The organism is Comamonas sp. A7-5 (assembly GCF_039581385.1).
Lineage (GTDB): Bacteria > Pseudomonadota > Gammaproteobacteria > Burkholderiales > Burkholderiaceae_C > Comamonas > Comamonas thiooxydans.
Map to the genome: position 1 here is coordinate 12,329 of NZ_JBCPWO010000003.1, position 17,640 is coordinate 29,968.

Here is a 17,640-nt window from a genome sequence, read left to right on the forward strand (position 1 = left end):
CGCCCCGCAGCGAAGGTATTGTCCCCCTCCCGCGAAGCGAGAGAGGGGGAAGGCGGGGCCGCCTGGGCGCGAAACGCCTCAGGGGGAGACTCCGGTCACACGACAATATTCACCAGACGACCCGGCACCACGATGATCTTCTTGGGTGCACGGCCTTCGGCAAACTTCTGGTACTCCTCATTGGCCAGTGCAGCCGCCTCGATGGCAGCCTTGTCGGCAGTGGCAGACACCAGGATCGCACCGCGCAGCTTGCCGTTGACCTGCAGCACCAGCGAGATCTCGTCCTGCACCAGGGCCTTGGGATCGACCTGCGGCCAGGGGGCATCGAGCAGATCACCCAGGTGGTTGGCATAGCCCAGTTCGCTCCACAGCACATGCGCCAGATGGGGCGTAGCGGGGTAGAGCACGCGCAGCAGAATGCCGAAGCCTTCGATCAGCGCCACCTTGGCACCGGTGTCCTCCAGGGCCTTGAAGTCTTCCAGCGCATTGATCATCTTCATCGCGCCGGAAACCACAGTGTTGTACTGCATGCGCGAGTAGTCGTACTCGACCTGCTTGAGCACGTTGTGGATTTCCAGACGCAGGGCCTTGGCCGCCTTGCCGAATTCCACATCGTCCAGCGACTTGGCGCCGGCCACGCTCTGCACCGCGGAAGCCATGTCCATGCCTGTCAGCTTGCTGCCGAAGTTGTAGACGCGGCGCAGGAAGCGATAGCTGCCTTCCACGGCGGCGTCGTTCCACTCCAGCGTCAGCTCGGGGGGCGAGGTGAACATGGTGTACAGACGTGCGGTGTCGGCGCCGTACTTCTCGATCAGATCCTGCGGGTCCACGCCGTTGTTCTTGGACTTGGACATGGTGCCCACGCCCTCGTAATCGATGGCGGTACCCACGGGCAGCAGGCCGTCGGCGCTGTCCACTTCGACCTTGAGCTTGGCGCCGATGATCTTGCCGGAGTCGTCGAACACATGCTCCACATCCTTGGGCCAGAAGTATTCCTTGGCGCCCTTGGCCGTGCGACGGCTGTAGATGTGGTTGAGCACCATGCCCTGGGTCAGCAGCTTGGTGAAGGGCTCGTCGATCTTGACCAGACCCAGGTCGCGCATGACCTTGGTCCAGAAGCGCGCATACAGCAGGTGCAGGATGGCGTGTTCCACGCCGCCGATGTACTGGTCCATGGGCATCCAGTAATCGGCGCCGTCGGCCACCATCTGCTCGCTGTTCTTGGCGTCGCAATAGCGCATGAAGTACCAGGACGAATCCACGAAGGTGTCCATGGTGTCGGTTTCACGGCGGGCAGGCTTGCCGCAGCAGGGGCAGACCACGCCTGCGTGGAAGGCCTCGGACTTGACCAGCGGATTGCCGGAGCCATCGGGCACCAGATCCTGGGGCAGGACCACGGGCAGATCCTTCTCGGGCACGGGCTGAGGACCGCAATCGGCGCAATGAATGATGGGGATGGGGGTGCCCCAGTAGCGCTGACGGCTGATGCCCCAGTCGCGCAGGCGCCAGGTGGTCTTGAGCTCGCCCAGGCCCTTGTCGCCCACAATCTTGGCCACGGCCTGCACCGCATCCTTGTGGTTCAGACCGTCGAGATCGCCGGAGTTGATCAGTACGCCGCGCTCCTTGTCGCCATACCAGTCGTTCCACTGCTTGTCGTCATAAGCGGCCTGGCCTTCCACGGCCACCACCTGCTTGATGGGCAGGCCGTACTTGTTGGCGAAGGCGAAGTCGCGTTCGTCGTGGGCGGGCACGCCCATCACGGCGCCGTCGCCATAGCTCATCAGCACATAGTTGCCGATCCACACCTCGACCAGCGCGCCGGTGATGGGATGGGTGACGAACAGGCCCGTGGGCTTGCCTTCCTTTTCCTTGACGGCCAGCTCGGCCTCTGTCGTGCCACCCTTTTTGCATTCTTCGATGAAGGCAGCCAGTTCGGGCTTGTCGGCAGCGGCCTGCTGTGCCAGGGGGTGCTCAGGCGCCACGGCGCAGAAGGTCACGCCCATGATGGTGTCGGCACGCGTGGTGAAGACATACATCTTGCCGTCCTGGATCAGTTGGCCGTCAGCCCCCTTGATGTCATGGGTGAACGCAAAGCGCACGCCGGCGGACTTGCCGATCCAGTTCTCCTGCATCAGGCGCACCTTGTCGGGCCAGCCATTCAATGTGGCCTTCTCGTTGCCGACCTGCACATGGTCCAGCAGCTCCTGGGCGTAGTTGGTGATGCCCAGGTAGTAGCCGGGAATCTCGCGCTTTTCCACCAGCGCGCCGGTACGCCAGCCACGGCCGTCGATGACCTGCTCGTTGGCCAGCACGGTCTGATCCACTGGGTCCCAGTTCACCACCTGGGTCTTGCGATAGGCAATGCCTTTTTCCAGCATCTTGAGGAACAGCCACTGGTTCCACTTGTAGTACTCGGGGTCGCAGGTGGCGACCTCGCGGCTCCAGTCGATGGCCAGGCCCATGGCCTGCATCTGCTTCTTCATGTACGCGATGTTCTCGTACGTCCACTTGGCGGGCGGCACTTTGTTCTTCAGCGCAGCGTTCTCGGCAGGCAGGCCGAAGGCGTCCCAGCCCATGGGCATGAGGACGTTGTAGCCCTTCATGCGCAGCTGACGCGTGAGCATGTCGTTGATGGTGTAGTTGCGCACATGGCCCATGTGCAGCTTGCCGCTGGGGTAGGGCAGCATGGAGCAGGCGTAGTACTTGGGCTTGCTGCCGTCTTCGGTGACGCGGTAGGCGTCCTTGGCTTGCCAGTGGTCTTGCGCGGCGCGCTCGACCTCAATGTGGTTGAATTTTTCTTGCATGGTGCAGTGCAGTGGCCGCCAGCCCCACTTGGGACCCGGCAAGGTAGAAATCTGAAATCAGCAGGGATTTTAGGCTGCCCGACCGCTTGCGCCGTTTTAGCCCCGCATGACCGCAGAACCCGCTGCGCCATCCGGGCGGCCTTCCTGCACGCCACGCTGGGAAATACGGCTTTGCGTAAGCTAGTGGCTGTTCACACATTGCTGAACTTTTTGCACGCCAGCCGGTCTGACCGGCCTGTTTCCGTGCCCGACGCCATCGCCTGCCTTCTGCCCGAAGTTGCCAGACTTGCGCTCCTGCCCCGGTCCATTCTTCTGAGGAGCTGCTCTTGCTTTCCCGCTGGTCTTTTGTTTCTGACTGGAATCCCGCCATGCAAATGCTGGCCTCGCTCTGCATCCTGGCCCTGACCGCTCTTGTGGCCGGCTGGCTGACCCAGTGGCTGGGGCTCAAGGTCTTTCGCCGTATGCGCGACACCCTCAGGACCGGCTGGGCCCAGATCCTCATGCACGACAAGGTGCTGCGCCGCCTGGCCAAGGTCGTGCCCTCGCTGATCGTGCAGTTCGGCGTGCAAGGCGTGCCGCATCTGGAGCCGCGCTGGACCACGCTGATCACCAATGTGGCGGTTGCCTTCACGCTCTACCACCTGGCACGCGCGCTGTGCGATCTGCTCAATGCCACGAACGAGGCCCATGAACGCGACGAGGCACGCAAAGCCGCCGTCCAGACCCACTCCATCAAGAGCTATGTGCAACTGGGCAAGCTGCTGGTCTGCAGCTTTGCCGTGGTGCTCATCGTGGCCACGCTGATGGACCGCTCGCCGCTGCTGCTGCTCTCGGGCCTGGGCGCCATGTCGGCCGTGCTGATGCTGGTCTTCAAGGACACCATCCTCTCCTTTGTCGCCGGCGTTCAGCTCGGCAGCAACGACATGCTGCGCGTGGGCGACTGGATAGAGATGCCCCAGGTCGGCGCCGACGGCTTTGTGACCGATATCGCGCTCAATACCGTCAAGGTGCAGAACTGGGACAAGACCATCACCACCATTCCCACCTGGCGGCTGATGACGGACAGCTTCAAGAACTGGCGCGGCATGTTCGACTCGGGCGGACGCCGCATCATGCGCTCGCTGAACCTGGACGCCAACACCGTGCACCTGCTCTCGCCCGAGGAACGTGCGGGCATGGGCCATATCGCGCTGCTGCAACCCTACTGGAGCGAGCGCGACGGCCTGCAGGCCATGCCGGGCGCGGCCGAGGCCGCCATGCCAACCCAGGCCATCGCCGCCCACCAGGTGACAAATCTGGCCGCCTTCAAGGCCTATGCCTACGCCTATCTGATGGGCCATCCGCGCATTGGCAAAGGCCCGGGCATGTTCCTCATGGTGCGCACCATGGAGACATCGCCCACGGGGCTGCCGCTGCAGCTGTTCTGCTACACCAACACCACCGTCTGGGTGGAGTACGAAGGCATACAGGGCGAAATCTTCGACCATCTGATCGGTGTGCTGCCGCAGTTCGGGCTGACGCTGTACCAGCGCTCGTCGGACTATGGCACCCACTATCCGCCCGCCCGTCCCGATGTAGTAGCCCGTTAATACCTGCCGCGTGCCCTGCCTGCCCACAATGGCCTGACCCAACCACAAGGAGACAGACCATGGCAGGCAAGAAAATTTTGATGATTTGCGGCGACTACTGCGAGGACTATGAAACCATGGTCCCGTTCCAGGCCCTGCTGGCCGTGGGCCATACCGTGCACGCGGTCTGCCCCGACAAAAAGGCCGGCGACCAGATCAAGACCGCCATCCACGACTTTGAAGGCGCACAGACCTATAGCGAAAAGCCCGGCCACAACTTCACGCTCAACGCCACGTTTGCCGATGTCAAGCCCGAGCAGTACGACGCCCTGGTCATCCCCGGCGGCCGCGGCCCCGAGTATCTGCGCGGCTATGAAAGCGTGCGCGCCGCCGTACGTCACTTCTTCGACACCAACAAGCCCGTGGCCGCCGTCTGCCATGGCGCGCAGTTGCTGGCCGGGGCCGGCGTACTCAAGGGCCGCACCTGCTCGGCCTACCCCGCCTGCCGCGCCGAAGTGGAACTGGCCGGAGGCAGCTATGCCGACATTCCCGTCGACCAGGCCCATACCGAAGGCAATCTGGTCAGCGCACCGGCCTGGCCTGCCCATCCGGCCTGGATCGCCCAGTTTCTCGCGCTGCTGGGCACGAAGATTTCACACTGAAATCGGCATCCAGCGCTTTCCCATCCAGCGTAGCAAGCTATCAATTCGAGAGTTAACCTCTTGACGCAGCAGTCGCCGGGCCACACCATGGCCCGGTTTTGTTCTGGAGAGTCGCGCCATGTGCCAGGTCTTTATCAGCGCCGATCCGCAGCTCTGGGCCCACCGGGCCCGCTCCATCCGGCTGCATGGAGTCGCCACCAGCATCCGGCTGGAAAACCTGTTCTGGCAGGTACTCGAAGAGATTGCCGCGCGGGACGGCTATACCGTTCCCCAGCTCTGCACCAAGCTCTACGACGAACTGCTGACCGAGCGCGGAGCGGTGGACAACTTCAGCTCTTTTTTGCGCGTCTGCTGCACCCGCTATCTGGCGCTGCAGCTGTCGGGCGAGATTCCACAGGACATGGGCATACCGATTCGCTCGCTGGACAATGCCTCGTCACTCAAGTCCTCAAGCCCACAACTCACGCACTGAGGTTCAGCGCAGATACACGGCCTCGAGTCGCAGCAGCGCACGCCCCTCGGCATCGCTGAGCACCAGCTTCTGCCCCTGCACGGCGTAGCTGCTGACCTGGGCCAGGGTTGCCAGCAGCAGTTGCTCCCGGCGCATGCCCTGCACACAGGCCATACGGGTGCCGCCCACGTCCGAAAATCGCAGCCAGCGCCCGTCCAGGCTGTAGTTGCCGCGCAGGCGATTGCAGCCGCCCGCGCCATGAAAACGGCCGCTGCCGGTCTCCAGCACCAGATGCGGCTCGGGCTGATTGTCATACGCGCTGACATGCGGGCCGTCACCCAGCTGCACCAGTTTCCAGTAGGTATCGAGAAGCGGTGCCGGCACGGTAGCCATGGCTTCGCCCTCGGACGCTGCGGGCTCTGCATCCGCAGCGCCGACTGCCAGGCTCCCCAACAGCAAGAGTGCGCTCAATGCAGGGCGAAGAAAGGTATGCAGCTTCGAGAAAGCAGTCATCACAAACACCTTTTCGGCCTTCAACGCATACAGACAAAGCGCTTGCAGCTCATTATTCAGGAGTCTCAGACGCTCGCGCAAGCACCTGATCACCGCGCACAAAGCTGCAGGCCACCGCATTGGTACAGCGCCAGATAGCCTGCCCCGCCAGCGGCCCGCGCTGCATCAGCAACTTGCGCAGCGGCCATTCGCATTGCGGGCAGACCGGCACAGCATCGGCTCGTCCGTGCCGCACCGGCTCTGCAGCCTCTGCCGCAGCGTCAGCCAACCTGGCAGGAGCCGCAACGGCAGGCTGGGCGGGCGACACCTGCGCCGACAGATCCCTATCGACCGCTGCCGAAGGTGGCGCCGACATGACAGGCTCCAGCAGAACATCCACCTTCTCGGGCGCGGGCGGCCTGACCAGCTGGTCAGCGGTTTCCGCCACCGGCTCCTGCCTGGGCTTGCGCGCCTTGCTGGCCGCCTGCAACTGCCGGACATGCGCCACATGCCGCCTGTCGGTGGCACGACCGGGCTGCAGCCGCAGTTCTTCGAGCTTGTCCAGCAGCGCCTGCATTTGCTCGGGGCTCCACACGGGCTGGGTAAAGCTCTGGATATGGCCGACAAAGCCAAGGCCGCGCGTGACATGGGCCGGCATCTCGGTCTTGAACTCGCAGTCACCCACAAAGGCGATCACCGAGTGCAGATGCTCAGGTGCGATGTCCAGCAACGCCTGCAAGGTCTTGATGTGCTTGTAGTTCTGGCGCAGCGGGTTCTGGAAGCGGCTGCGCTTTCTGAAGATCTGCTGCGTCCATTCGCGCTGCTTTTCGGTGCCGAAGATCCAGCCCTGGTAGTTCTTGGTTTCCAGCACAAACAGGCCGTAGGGCGAAAAGATCAGATGGTCGATCTGCGTGCTGCCGCCATCCGCCGTGGGCAGGGTGACGTTGTGCATGTCCACATAGACCAGCGGATCGAGCTGCCGGCGAATCGCTGCCTGCACGGCCCGCTCGCCTCGCCAGCCCTTGAAGCGCGGCGAGCGCAGCACGGCCGCCAGCACCATGAATGCGAGCGCCAGCCCCAGATACAAAAACAGGCCATCAAAGGCCGTGGAAAGAATCTGATTCATTGATCCCACCATGTCAAACACTGGCGCGTACAAAAGTCAGAGATGCCAAGCAAGAGCCGCCTCGCGGCGGGGGCGCCCAGCCGAAGGCATCGCCCCCCTCCCATAGCGCGCAGCGCGTAGAGAGAGGGACGCCCGGCCAGGGGGAAGGCGCGGGGCAGCCCAGGCAAAGCGCCTCAGGGGGAGGTTTAATTCAACGCCATGCTCAGCTTGCGGCGATAGCTGTTGACCAGCGCCGTCGCCTCGTCCTGCTCGGCACTGTTCTTGCCCAGCAGCTCGATGCCGCCACTGGTCTTGCCGGGAACGGCGTCCTGCTTCTTGGGCTTGGGCGGGGTCAGCAGCTCCAGCACGCCGACGATGAGCTTGCGCGCCGCCTGCTCGTTCCAGGTCTTGTCGCGCATGATGATTTCCAGCAACTCGTCCATGGCATCGGTCCACTGGCTGTGGGCCAGCAGCGCGCGCGCACGGCCGAAGCGGGCGTCAAAGTCGCGCTTGTTGGCGGCGATGGCGGCGTCGTACTTGGCCACATCGGCATTGTCGTCCTGCACGGCAAATTCCAGCGCCTTGAGCCACTGGTTCAGCGCTTCGAAGCGCAGCGGCTGGGGAATGCGCTTGACGGGCTCGGCCAGCAGGGCTGCAGCTTCCTCGAAGCTGCCGGTGGCGATCAGCAGGCGCACATAGTCAAAGCGCGCATCGTCGTTGGCCGGGTCGGCCGCCAGCGCATCGGCCAGCTTTTGCAGCGCGGCCTGGGTGTCGCCGGACTCCAGCAGGGCCTGGGCTTCGTCGGCGTCAGCCTCGGCCGACAGCTCGCCCTCGGAGGGCAGATGCTTGTCCAGGAACTCGCGCAGCTTGCCTTCGGGCTGGGCGCCCATGAAGCCATCCACGGGCTTGCCGCCGATCATCAGCACGCAGGTCGGGATGGAGCGGATGCCGAACATGCTGGCCAGTTGCTGCTCCTGATCGGAGTCGATCTTGACCAGCTTGAAGCGGCCTTCATAGGCAACTTCCAGCTTTTCGAGCACCGGGCCCAGCGTCTTGCAGGGGCCGCACCAGGGTGCCCAGAAGTCCACCAGCACGGGTACGGCCATGGAGGCGGCTACGACTTCGGCTTCAAAATTCTCGAGGGTGACGTCAATCATGTGATTCCCAATGCTGCTTGTGCGCTGCCACGCGGGCAGCGGCGCTGAAAAGTCTGCGAACCGGCCACTCCAGCAGAGTGCCCACCGCGCGATGCTGCGATTCTCCACGCAAATGCGCGAGCGCAAGCCATAGACCAGCGCGGACCGGGTCTTTGCTACTCAGATGGGAGCAGCCTGCGCATGTTTCAAGGTCGATTCAAGGTGTTTTATACCGAAAACCAATGGACTGCATGCGCAAGCAGCTACGGTTTCAAGAGTAACCGCCCCGCGGTCTCGCTCGCCCCTGGGCTATATTGCTTGCGAACCAAGGAGCGCAGACTTGATTGAAGTTTCACAACTGGTGTTTGAATATCCGGGCCACCGTGCCCTCGACGGCGTGAGCCTGTCCATCGCTGCGGGCAGCGTGACGGCACTCGTCGGCCCCAACGGCGCCGGCAAATCCACACTGATGCGCTGCATCGCCGGCCTCGAGCAGCCGCTGTCCGGCCATATCCGTGTCAAAGGCCTGTCGGTCGAGGAACAGCCGCGCGAGGTGCACCGCCACCTGGGCTATCTCTCGGACTTCTATGGTCTGTACGACCGGCTCAGCGTGATGCGCTGCCTGCAGTACTCGGCCCTGTCCATGGGCGTTGCACCCGGTGACGTGGATGCCCGCGTACGGCAGGTGGCCACCCAGCTGGGCCTGACGGAGCTGCTGCACCGCCACCCGACCGAACTCTCGCGCGGTCAGCGCCAGCGCGTGGCGATCGGCCAGGCCATCGTCCACCAGCCCGGCGTGCTGCTGCTCGACGAGCCGGCCAGCGGCCTCGATCCCGATGCGCGCAGCAGCCTCTCGACGCTGTTTCGCCAGTTGCAGGCCCAGGGCATGACGCTGATCGTCTCCAGCCACATCCTCAGCGAACTGGACGAGTACTGCACCCATATCCTGAGCATCCGCGACGGCCGCATCGAAAGCCATGAGGCGCTGCAGAACGCCCACGGCCCGGGCCAGCCCGCCGCTGTCGGCCAGCAACCCCAGCTCTATGCGCTGGAAGTGGTCATGGAGCAGAGCGAAGGCCTTGAGGCCCGCCTGCGTCAGGCCTTGCTGAGCACCTCGGTGCAGGACTTCGACACCACAGGCCGCCGCCCGATCCAGCTCTGGCTGCCGGCCGCCGCCAGCGCACGCGCCCAATGGCTGGCCCAGCTGGTGCAGGCAGGCATTCCCGTCGCCGCGCTGTACCCGGTGCGCGAGCGGCTGCAGGACCGCTATGCGCGCACTGCCCAGGCCCGCGATACCGAAAGTCAGGAGCAAGCATGAGCCAACGCAATCCCGAATTCCAGCGCCAGCTCTGGCTGAACTGGCGCCCCTCGCTGCTGGCCTGGAGCCTGGGCCTGAGCCTGCTCATCCTGGCACTGCCCTTCGCCCTGTCCTCTGCCAAGGGTCTGCCCGGCACGCTGAGCATGACCGCCATTGCCGGCCTGTATCTGGCCGCCATCATCTATGGCAGCGTGCTGGCCGGGCGCAGCCTGGCCGAGGAAGCCAGCCAGAACACCTGGGACTGGCAACGTCTGTCCGTGCTCACGCCCTGGCAGATGGCCTGGGGCAAGCTGCTGGGCGCCACCTTGCCTGCCTGGCTGTATGTGCTGTGGTTTGCGCTGGCCGTGGCGGGTGTGACCCACTTCTGGGCGCTGGAGCCCCTGAAGTTGCAACACACGATTGGCCTGGCCGTGATCTGGGGCCTGGGCCTGCAGACCTGGGCCATGAACTCCGTGCTCATGAGCTGGGGGCTGAGGGACAGGCCCATCAATCGCCGGCGAGCGGCACTGCTGCCTCTGCTGATCCTGTTCTTCGCACCCGGCCCCTTTATCGACCATGTCTACAAAGGCATTGTGGACATCGACGCCGAGCCGGTCTTCTGGTGGGGCCTGAATGTGGGCGGCCTGGGCCTAGCCTATCTGGCCGGAACCCTGGTGCTGGGCCTGGGGCTGCTGGCCCTGTGGCGCCAGCTTTGCACCCGACTCGATGTACGCACCCTGCCCTGGGCCTGGCCTCTGGGTCTGGCGCTGACTGGATTTTTCGCAGCCGGCTCGCTCAATCTGGGCATTGCCGAATTTTTCAGCAGCACAGCCTGGATCGCGCTGATCGGCACCGCCTATGTCGCCCTGCAGCATATGGACCAGCATCTGCGCGCCTGGCGCCAGGTTCAATGGTCGGCCAGCCGCCAGCGCTGGCGCGAAGCGCTGGAGGCGCTGCCGCTGTGGCCGGTCAGCCTGCTGCTGGGCTTTGCCATGGCCTTGCTGCTGCTGTTCGCCCCCCAAAGCCTGGAGGCGGCCATCAGCGGCAAGCTCAACAGCTTTACCTTCTATCTGTGTCTGCATCTGCTGCGCGACTGCCTGCTGCTGACCGGCTTCGCCCTGCTGGCGGGCAGGCTCAAGTCTCCCCTGGCCTCGTTTGTCATCGCCTGGCTGATCCTCAACATCGCCGCGCCGCTGCTGGCCTATGGCATGGGCGGCTATACAGGTGCCATGTTTGTTCAGCCCGTGGTGGCCATGTGGATGAGCTCGCCGGACGGCATAGAGCAAGCCGGTGCCTGGCTCAGCTATGTGCCCTGGGCTTCCCTGAGCCTGCAGATCCTGGTCACGCTGGCCTGGGTCATCCATGTCTTCAGGGACCGCGTGCTGGGCTTTGCGCGCGATAACGCGGCGGCCCATATCCGGGAGTCATAGTTGCTTTGCCCGGACGGCTATGCCCCACAGTCGGGCGGCAATGCGGCGAAACCGTAAAATCAGGGGTTCCACTAGGCCGGGCGGCAGCGCCCTGAAGAACATGAACCCCATCCAAGTTGGCGTGGTCATGGGTTCCAGCAGCGACTGGGACACCATGCAACACGCAGTTGCCATCCTCCAGCAATTCGGTATCGCTTTTGAAGCGCAGGTCGTGTCGGCCCACCGCATGCCGGACGACATGTTCCGCTTTGCCGAAGCCGCAGCCGACCGTGGCCTCAAGGCCATCATCGCCGGCGCCGGCGGTGCTGCCCACCTGCCAGGCATGATTGCCGCCAAGACCACCGTGCCGGTGCTGGGCGTGCCCGTGGCCAGCCGTCACCTGCAGGGTGTGGATTCGCTGCATTCCATCGTGCAGATGCCCAAGGGCGTGCCCGTGGCCACCTTTGCCATCGGCAATGCCGGTGCTGCCAATGCGGCCCTGTTTGCCGTGGCCCTGCTGGCCAACGAGGATGCCGAGCTGCGCAAAAAGCTCGAAGCCTTCCGCGCCGAGCAGACCGAGGCCGCCCGCAACATGACTCTGCCGGTGAACGCATGAGCAACACCGATGTGATCCTGCCCGGCGCGACGCTGGGCGTGCTCGGCGGCGGTCAGCTGGGCCGCATGTTTGCCCATGCCGCACAGGCCATGGGCTATTTCACCGCCGTGCTGGACAAGGACGAGACCAGCCCCGCCGGTCTGGTGAGCCACCAACATGTGCGCACCGGCTATGAGGACGCCCAGGGCCTGGCCGAGCTGGCCGGACTCTGCGCGGCCGTGACCACCGAATTCGAAAACGTGCCCGCAGGCTCGCTGAACAAGCTGGCCGAGAGCCTGCCCGTATCGCCCGCCGGCTCGGCCGTGGCGATCGCCCAGGACCGCGCCGCCGAAAAAGCCCACTTCGTGAAGTGCGGCGTGCCCTGCGCCCCCTATGCCGTGATCGAGACGGCCGAGCAGCTGGCCGCCGTCAACGACGCGCTGCTGCCCGGCATCCTCAAGACCGCACGCATGGGCTATGACGGCAAGGGCCAGATCCGCGTCAAGACCCGCGACGAGCTGATCAAGGCCTGGAGCGAGCTCAAGCAGGTTGCCTGCGTGCTCGAAAAAATGCTGCCGCTGGCGCACGAATGCTCGGTCATCGTGGCGCGCGGCCGCAATGGCGACATCGTCAACCTGCCCGTGCAGCGCAATCTGCACCGCGACGGCATTCTGGCCGTGACCGAGGTCTACGAAGGAAACGTGCCCGCAGCGCAGGCAGAGCAAGCGGTAGCTGCTGCGAAATCCGTAGCTATCGGCCTCGATTACGTGGGCGTGCTCTGCGTGGAATTCTTTGTGCTGGACAACGGCCAGCTGGTGGTCAACGAGATCGCCCCGCGCCCGCACAACAGCGGCCACTACAGCCAGAACGCGATGGATGTGTCGCAGTTCGAGCTGCAGGTTCGCTGCATGACCAATCTGCCCCTGGTGCAGCCGCGCCAGCACAGCGCCACCGTGATGCTCAACCTGCTGGGCGATCTGTGGTTCAAGGACGGCGAAACCGCCAAGGCTCCGGCCTGGGATCAGATCCTGGCCCTGCCCGGTGCCCACCTGCATCTGTACGGCAAGGTCGATGCCAAGCCAGCCCGCAAGATGGGCCACTTGAACATCACCGCGGCAAGCCCCGAAAAAGCGCGTGAAACCGCTTTGAAGGCCGCTGAAATCCTCGGCATTGCTGCGTTCTGATAACACCCCCTGAGCGGCTTTGCCTAGGCGGCACCGCCGCTTCCCCCTAGCCGGGCGCCCCTCTCTCGCTACGCGGGAGGGGGACGACGCCCTCGCTGCGGGGCGGCCCTTGCTCGGCGTCCTTCGCTGATGCTCTGCAAGCGCAAAAGCACCGCACATACGGCGGCGCAGTGCATGAAAGAGGAATTGAAATGATCTTGGATGGAACGCTGGAACCCTCGGTGCAAGCCGCTGCTGCTGCGCTGCAGCAAGGCCGGCTGCTGGGCCTGCCCACCGAGACGGTCTACGGTCTGGCCGCGGACAGCGACAACGATGCGGCCGTGGCGCAGATCTTTGCCGCCAAGGGCCGCCCGGCCAACCATCCGCTGATCGTGCATGTGGCCGACGCCGCCGCCATCACGCGCTATGCCAAGGAAGTCCCGGTCTTTGCCCAGCAGTTGATCGACGCGTTCTGGCCTGGGCCACTTACCTTGATCCTGCCGCGCCTGCCGCATGCCGCCAAGGCATCGACCGGCGGTCAGGACAGCGTGGGCCTGCGCTGCCCCTCCCACCCCGTGGCCCATGCGGTGCTGCAGGCCTGCCAGCAGCTCGATCCGCCGGTCTGGGGCGTCTCGGCCCCCAGCGCCAACAAGTTCGGCCGCGTCAGCCCCACCACGGCCGAGCATGTGGCCACCGAGTTTGGCGAAGAACTGCTGGTGCTCGATGGCGGCGCCTGCGAAGTGGGCATTGAATCGACCATCGTCGACTGCACGCGGGGCGTGCCCGTGCTGCTGCGCCCCGGCGCCATCACGCGTGACGATATAGCGCGTGCCTGCGGCCTGCGACCGCTCTCGAAAGAAGAGCTGACTGCGGATACCCCGCGTGCATCGGGAACGCTTTTGGCGCACTACGCGCCCAACGCCAAGGTGCGGCTCATGGATGCCGGACAGCTGCAATCGGCGCTGGACATCCTGGGCAAGGATGGCAGGAATATTGCCATCTATCACCGCAGCCCCCTCAATGTCACCACCGCCCAGTTGCTGCTGCGCCGCATGTCCGACGAGCCGCGCGACGTGGCCCGCGAGCTGTTCGGCATGCTGCGCAATTTCGACGACTGGGGCGCCAAGCTAATCTGGATCGAAACCCCGCCCGACACCGCCGACTGGGAAGGCGTGCGCGACCGCCTGCAACGTGCGGCGGCTGCGGGCTGAGTGGCCTCTTAGCTGATTTTCAAGTAAAGATACAAATTTTTATTCGTTTTCTTTATTAGACGCCTTCTCTAACCTTGCTTGCTTCAACAGCAACTTCAAAGGTTAGAACCATGGGAACCCGTCGCGACGCGCTTGGCAAGCTTCTGTCCATCAGTGCAGCATCCCTGGGCTTGGCGGCTTGCTCGCGCTCCGACAACCAAGCCAGCAGCGAAACCACCCGCACGGCACAAAATGGCAAGGTCGTTCCCTTCAACTACCCCGACAACCCCTCTTTCGACCTGATCTATCTGGCCGACAGACTGGGCTACTTCGACGGGACCTCCACCCGCCCCAACTATGTGGGCAAGATTGCCGCCCCCCAGATCATTCCGCTGGTCGGCACGGGCGACATCCATTTCGGCTCGCGCATGGTGCCGCTGGTGATTTCGGCCATTGCGGCCGGGGCCGACATGAAGGTGATTGCCGCCGGCAGCAAGACGCTGCAGGAGGCACCGCATATGAAGTACTTCGTGCGCAAGGATTCGGGCATCCGCACGCCCAGGGATCTGGAAGGCAAGACCATAGGCTTCAACAGCTTCGGCGCCTGCGCCGAGTTTGTCTCCAAGACCTATTTCCGCGAGCACGGCGCCGACGTCAACAAGATCAACTTCCTGGTCGTTCCCGACAACCAGGGCGAGCAGGCCGTGATCGGCCGCAATGTGGATCTGGCCATCATCCACCCGCCCCATTCCGGCGGCGCCGAAGCCAACCCCGAGCTGCAGCGTCTGTGGACCGACTACGACCTGGACCGCGGCCTGGGCGGCATGGCACCCTATAGCGTCAACGGCAAGTTTGCGCGCGAGAACCCGCAGGCCGTGCGCGATGTGGTCACCGCCATCGCCAAGGCCGGCAACTGGGTCAACGCCAACACCGACGAAGCGCGCCGCTACACGGCCGAGCGCCTGGGCATGGAGCTCAAGCATGTGGAGCGCTATGCCTATGTGGACGACCAGATCATCACCGAGCCGCCCATCCAGTACTACATCGACGTGCTGGAGCGTGAAGGCAAGCTGCAGCCGGGCAAGGTGGCGGTCAAGGATGTGTACACCAACGAGTTCAACCCCTTTGCCAAGGGAGCTGCGACATGAGCACGGCCCTCGACGACTCCGGCTCCGCCATCAAGATCCGGGCACGCGATGTGCGCATGGATTTCGCCATTGCCGACGAGCGCGGCCGCAAGCAGCAGATCGCCGCCCTGCAGGACTTCAATCTCGATATCCGTGAAGGCGAGTTCTTCACCCTCCTCGGCCCTTCAGGCTGCGGCAAGTCCACGTTTCTCAATGTGCTGGCCGGGCTGGCGCGCAAGAGCGGCGGCAGCATCAGCATCGACGGCCAGTCGGCCAGCGGCATCAACCGCGAGCAGGGCGTGGTGTTCCAGGGCTATGCGCTGTTTCCGTGGCGTACCGTGCTTCAGAACATCGAGGTCGGGCTGGAGATTCGCAAGATTCCCAAACGCGAGCGCCGGGAGACTGCCGAGCAGTTTCTGCATCTGGTGGGCCTGGCCGGCTTCGGCCAGCGCTACCCGCACGAACTCTCGGGCGGGATGCGTCAGCGCGTGGCCATCGCCCGCTCCCTGGCCTATTCGCCCAGCCTGCTGCTGATGGACGAACCGTTTGCCGCCCTGGATGCCCAGACACGCGAAATCCTGCAGTCCGAGCTGCTGCGCATCTGGGAGCAGCACAAGACCACCATCGTCTTCATCACCCACAGCCTCGATGAAGCCATCTATCTGTCGGATCGCATCGCCGTCATGACGCACCGACCCGGTCGCATCAAATCCGTTCTGGACATAGCGCTGCCGCGTCCGCGCCCCGCCGAGATACGCCACGCCCCGGCCTTTGTGCAGCTGCGCGAACAGGCCTGGGATGTACTGCGCGACGAAGTCGCCTTTGCCAGCGGTCACCGCCAGCAACCGCTGGCACCGCTGCTGCCCACCGCCCCTGATTTCAGCCTGGCCTTGCGAGGATTTGCCATATGAGTCAACTGGCCGCATCCCCATCCCGGCGCCCCGCCAAGCCGGTGTCACTGCTTTCCTCCCGGCAACTCGGGCTCCAATGGCTGGAGCGCTCGGCCTGCGTGCTGCTGTTCTTTGCCATCTGGGAATTCCTGCCGCGCTCGGGGCTGGTCAATTCGGCCTTTCTCAGCCCGCCATCCGCGGTTCTGGCAGCCATCGTTCAGCTGGCGCAGACCGGCCAGTTGGGCAAGCATGTGGCGGCCAGCCTGCAGCGCTCCTTGGCAGGGCTGATTCTGGCCGTCGTGGCAGGCGTGGCGCTTGGTCTGCTGATGGGCGTGGTGCGCCGCTTCGAGGCCTTTGTCGACCCCTTGCTTCAGCTGTTCCGTCAGGTTTCTGCCCTGGCGCTGTTTCCGGTCTTTCTGCTGTTCTTCGGCATCGGCGAGGCGTCCAAGATCGCCATCATCTTCTGGGCGGCCTTCTGGCCGGTGTTGCTCAACACCATCAGCGGCGTCAAGCAGGTGGAAAAACTGCTGATTCATTCGGCGCTGTCCATGGGGGCCTCGCACGGCTTCATCTTCTTCAAGGTCATCCTGCCTGCGGCGGCACCGTCCATCTTCACCGGCATCCGACTGGCGGGTGCCTATTCGATCACCGCGCTGGTCGCTGCCGAGATGATCGGCTCGCATGCAGGCCTGGGCTTTCTCACGCTGAACTCCCAGGAAATCTTCCAGATCCCCAGCATGTACGCCGGCATCGTGCTGCTGGCCATTCTGGGCCTGGCACTCAACTATGGGCTGGCCTTGCTCGAAAAGCGCCTGACGCGCTGGCGCAGCGGGCTGGAATTCCATGAGTAGGCCGGTGCAGTCCTGGCGGCGCCTGGCGATTGCCGGTACCGCGCTGGCGGCCGCTGCCGCCGGCGCTGGCGTGCTCTGGCCCGCCTTGCCGCAGCTCGGCGACATCGAGACTGCAGGCCCGGTGCTGCAGCAGGCCCGGCGCAATGGTGTGCTGCATGTGGCCCTGCGCAGCTATGCGCGCCCTGCCCTGCCCGGCGAAGCCTTGCCGCCAGAGCCCGATGCCTATGACCTGGCGCTGGCGGACTGGCTGGGCCGGCAACTGGGCACCAGCGTCAAAATCACCCCCGCAAGCGATGCAGACCTGGTGCTCGAAGGCGTGGCGCCGCAGGACGGCCAATCCGCTGCTGATCGACAGACCGGCGGCAGCTATATGCCGCAGAGCCTGCAACTGCTGGTGCTCAAGCAGCAGGCCTCCCTCTGGAGCCGCCATGCCCCCGGTCACTGGAGCTCCTGGCTGCCGCATGTGGCGCAGAAGGCCGCCCTCAGACCCACGGCCTGCGTCGCCACGGGTCAGGCCTCTGCCAGCACCTTGCAGGCCCAGGGCCTGCAGCCTCTTTTCGCGTCCTCCAGCATTCATGCAGTCAGCGATTTCCTGGCCGGCAAATGCCATGTTCTGGCCGAGTCGCCAGAGGTCATCACGCGCCTGCTGCAACAGGACAACTGGCGCTTCTACACTCGCCTCGGCAACCGCTTTCGCACCACGGATCAGGCCCATATCCGTCTGGCCAAAGCCGATGCGCAGTCCACCCGCTGGCTGCAGCACGCCGTCCAGCAATGGCAGCGCAGCGGTCTGCAGCAACGCGCGCAGGACAACCGCGTCAGCACGATTGCGCTGGAAGCTTCCTTGCTGGAAGACGGAGCCATCTGCCACTGACCTCCCGCCTCTTTTCCGCTCTCCAC

At 64.5% G+C, this 17,640-nt stretch carries 16 protein-coding genes; 12 read left to right on the forward strand and 4 right to left on the reverse strand.

Going from position 1 to position 17,640, the window contains the following annotated elements:
- Positions 1–95: 95 nt before the first annotated feature.
- Positions 96–2,804: a leucine--tRNA ligase gene (gene leuS / locus AAIL67_RS05620; protein ID WP_343483553.1), complete on the reverse strand. Its 2,709-nt coding sequence runs from the start codon at positions 2,802–2,804 to the stop codon at positions 96–98.
- 368 nt (positions 2,805–3,172) lie between these two features.
- Here leuS and AAIL67_RS05625 point away from each other — a divergent pair, with 368 nt between their 5' ends.
- The 3 genes from AAIL67_RS05625 (at position 3,173) to AAIL67_RS05635 (ending at position 5,506) form a co-directional block, all read left to right on the forward strand.
- On the forward strand, positions 3,173–4,393 hold the full coding sequence (locus AAIL67_RS05625) for a mechanosensitive ion channel family protein (protein WP_034382255.1): 1,221 nt from the start codon (positions 3,173–3,175) through the stop codon (positions 4,391–4,393).
- Positions 4,394–4,452: 59 nt separating this feature from the next.
- Positions 4,453–5,034, forward strand: coding sequence for a DJ-1/PfpI family protein (locus AAIL67_RS05630; protein WP_003060496.1), 582 nt, complete (start codon positions 4,453–4,455; stop codon positions 5,032–5,034).
- Positions 5,035–5,152: 118 nt separating this feature from the next.
- The gene (locus AAIL67_RS05635; RefSeq protein ID WP_343483554.1) at positions 5,153–5,506 is read left to right on the forward strand and encodes a ribbon-helix-helix domain-containing protein; all 354 of its coding nucleotides are present in this window, start codon (positions 5,153–5,155) and stop codon (positions 5,504–5,506) included.
- Between the two features lie 3 nt (positions 5,507–5,509).
- On the opposite strand, the gene AAIL67_RS05640 is transcribed toward AAIL67_RS05635, so the two are convergent.
- The 3 genes from AAIL67_RS05640 to trxA all read right to left on the reverse strand — a co-directional run bounded on the left by AAIL67_RS05640 (position 5,510) and on the right by trxA (position 8,239).
- Entirely contained in the window at positions 5,510–5,998 is a 489-nt protein-coding gene (locus AAIL67_RS05640; RefSeq protein WP_343483555.1) for an META domain-containing protein, read from the reverse strand.
- A gap of 52 nt (positions 5,999–6,050) precedes the next feature.
- Entirely contained in the window at positions 6,051–7,103 is a 1,053-nt protein-coding gene (locus tag AAIL67_RS05645) for a nuclease-related domain-containing protein (RefSeq protein ID WP_343483556.1), read from the reverse strand.
- A 185-nt stretch (positions 7,104–7,288) separates the two neighbouring features.
- Positions 7,289–8,239 carry a thioredoxin gene (trxA, locus tag AAIL67_RS05650; RefSeq protein ID WP_034394605.1) on the reverse strand — a complete coding sequence of 317 codons (951 nt, stop codon included), beginning with the start codon at positions 8,237–8,239 and terminating at the stop codon, positions 7,289–7,291.
- 319 nt (positions 8,240–8,558) lie between these two features.
- Here trxA and AAIL67_RS05655 point away from each other — a divergent pair, with 319 nt between their 5' ends.
- The 9 genes from AAIL67_RS05655 (at position 8,559) to AAIL67_RS05695 (ending at position 17,614) form a co-directional block, all read left to right on the forward strand.
- Positions 8,559–9,536 (forward strand): ABC transporter ATP-binding protein, encoded by a 978-nt coding sequence (locus tag AAIL67_RS05655; protein ID WP_224649222.1) that lies wholly within the window; start codon positions 8,559–8,561, stop codon positions 9,534–9,536.
- Positions 9,533–10,945, forward strand: a complete 1,413-nt coding sequence (locus AAIL67_RS05660) for a hypothetical protein (protein WP_034350756.1) — start codon at positions 9,533–9,535, stop codon at positions 10,943–10,945. The genes AAIL67_RS05655 and AAIL67_RS05660 overlap by 4 nt, the downstream gene beginning before the upstream one ends.
- 100 nt (positions 10,946–11,045) lie before the next feature.
- Positions 11,046–11,540 (forward strand): 5-(carboxyamino)imidazole ribonucleotide mutase, encoded by a 495-nt coding sequence (gene purE, locus AAIL67_RS05665; protein WP_003072555.1) that lies wholly within the window; start codon positions 11,046–11,048, stop codon positions 11,538–11,540.
- On the forward strand, positions 11,537–12,703 hold the full coding sequence (locus AAIL67_RS05670; protein WP_224649225.1) for a 5-(carboxyamino)imidazole ribonucleotide synthase: 1,167 nt from the start codon (positions 11,537–11,539) through the stop codon (positions 12,701–12,703). Before purE ends, AAIL67_RS05670 begins: the two co-directional genes overlap by 4 nt.
- A 191-nt stretch (positions 12,704–12,894) precedes the next feature.
- Positions 12,895–13,893 carry an L-threonylcarbamoyladenylate synthase gene (locus AAIL67_RS05675; RefSeq protein ID WP_343483557.1) on the forward strand — a complete coding sequence of 333 codons (999 nt, stop codon included), beginning with the start codon at positions 12,895–12,897 and terminating at the stop codon, positions 13,891–13,893.
- A 110-nt stretch (positions 13,894–14,003) separates the two neighbouring features.
- Positions 14,004–15,020: an ABC transporter substrate-binding protein gene (locus AAIL67_RS05680; RefSeq protein ID WP_003072550.1), complete on the forward strand. Its 1,017-nt coding sequence runs from the start codon at positions 14,004–14,006 to the stop codon at positions 15,018–15,020.
- Positions 15,017–15,910 (forward strand): ABC transporter ATP-binding protein, encoded by an 894-nt coding sequence (locus tag AAIL67_RS05685; protein ID WP_224649226.1) that lies wholly within the window; start codon positions 15,017–15,019, stop codon positions 15,908–15,910. Before AAIL67_RS05680 ends, AAIL67_RS05685 begins: the two co-directional genes overlap by 4 nt.
- Positions 15,907–16,740, forward strand: coding sequence for an ABC transporter permease (locus tag AAIL67_RS05690; protein WP_224649227.1), 834 nt, complete (start codon positions 15,907–15,909; stop codon positions 16,738–16,740). The genes AAIL67_RS05685 and AAIL67_RS05690 overlap by 4 nt, the downstream gene beginning before the upstream one ends.
- A complete protein-coding gene (locus tag AAIL67_RS05695; RefSeq protein ID WP_224649228.1) occupies positions 16,733–17,614 on the forward strand; it encodes a hypothetical protein in 882 nt (293 codons plus the stop codon). The genes AAIL67_RS05690 and AAIL67_RS05695 overlap by 8 nt, the downstream gene beginning before the upstream one ends.
- The last annotated feature ends 26 nt before the right edge of the window (positions 17,615–17,640 follow it).

Bases quoted from the DNA above. Each gene is read 5' to 3' on its own strand.
- AAIL67_RS05645 (WP_343483556.1), bottom strand. From the start codon at position 7,103: ATGAATCAGATTCTTTCCACGGCCTTTGATGGCCTGTTTTTGTATCTG.
- AAIL67_RS05640 (WP_343483555.1), bottom strand. From the start codon at position 5,998: ATGACTGCTTTCTCGAAGCTGCATACCTTTCTTCGCCCTGCATTGAGC.
- AAIL67_RS05680 (WP_003072550.1), top strand. From the start codon at position 14,004: ATGGGAACCCGTCGCGACGCGCTTGGCAAGCTTCTGTCCATCAGTGCA.
- leuS (WP_343483553.1), bottom strand. From the start codon at position 2,804: ATGCAAGAAAAATTCAACCACATTGAGGTCGAGCGCGCCGCGCAAGAC.
- purE (WP_003072555.1), top strand. From the start codon at position 11,046: ATGAACCCCATCCAAGTTGGCGTGGTCATGGGTTCCAGCAGCGACTGG.
- AAIL67_RS05685 (WP_224649226.1), top strand. From the start codon at position 15,017: ATGAGCACGGCCCTCGACGACTCCGGCTCCGCCATCAAGATCCGGGCA.
- AAIL67_RS05690 (WP_224649227.1), top strand. From the start codon at position 15,907: ATGAGTCAACTGGCCGCATCCCCATCCCGGCGCCCCGCCAAGCCGGTG.
- AAIL67_RS05625 (WP_034382255.1), top strand. From the start codon at position 3,173: ATGCAAATGCTGGCCTCGCTCTGCATCCTGGCCCTGACCGCTCTTGTG.
- AAIL67_RS05660 (WP_034350756.1), top strand. From the start codon at position 9,533: ATGAGCCAACGCAATCCCGAATTCCAGCGCCAGCTCTGGCTGAACTGG.
- AAIL67_RS05670 (WP_224649225.1), top strand. From the start codon at position 11,537: ATGAGCAACACCGATGTGATCCTGCCCGGCGCGACGCTGGGCGTGCTC.
- AAIL67_RS05630 (WP_003060496.1), top strand. From the start codon at position 4,453: ATGGCAGGCAAGAAAATTTTGATGATTTGCGGCGACTACTGCGAGGAC.
- AAIL67_RS05675 (WP_343483557.1), top strand. From the start codon at position 12,895: ATGATCTTGGATGGAACGCTGGAACCCTCGGTGCAAGCCGCTGCTGCT.
- AAIL67_RS05695 (WP_224649228.1), top strand. From the start codon at position 16,733: ATGAGTAGGCCGGTGCAGTCCTGGCGGCGCCTGGCGATTGCCGGTACC.
- trxA (WP_034394605.1), bottom strand. From the start codon at position 8,239: ATGATTGACGTCACCCTCGAGAATTTTGAAGCCGAAGTCGTAGCCGCC.
- AAIL67_RS05635 (WP_343483554.1), top strand. From the start codon at position 5,153: ATGTGCCAGGTCTTTATCAGCGCCGATCCGCAGCTCTGGGCCCACCGG.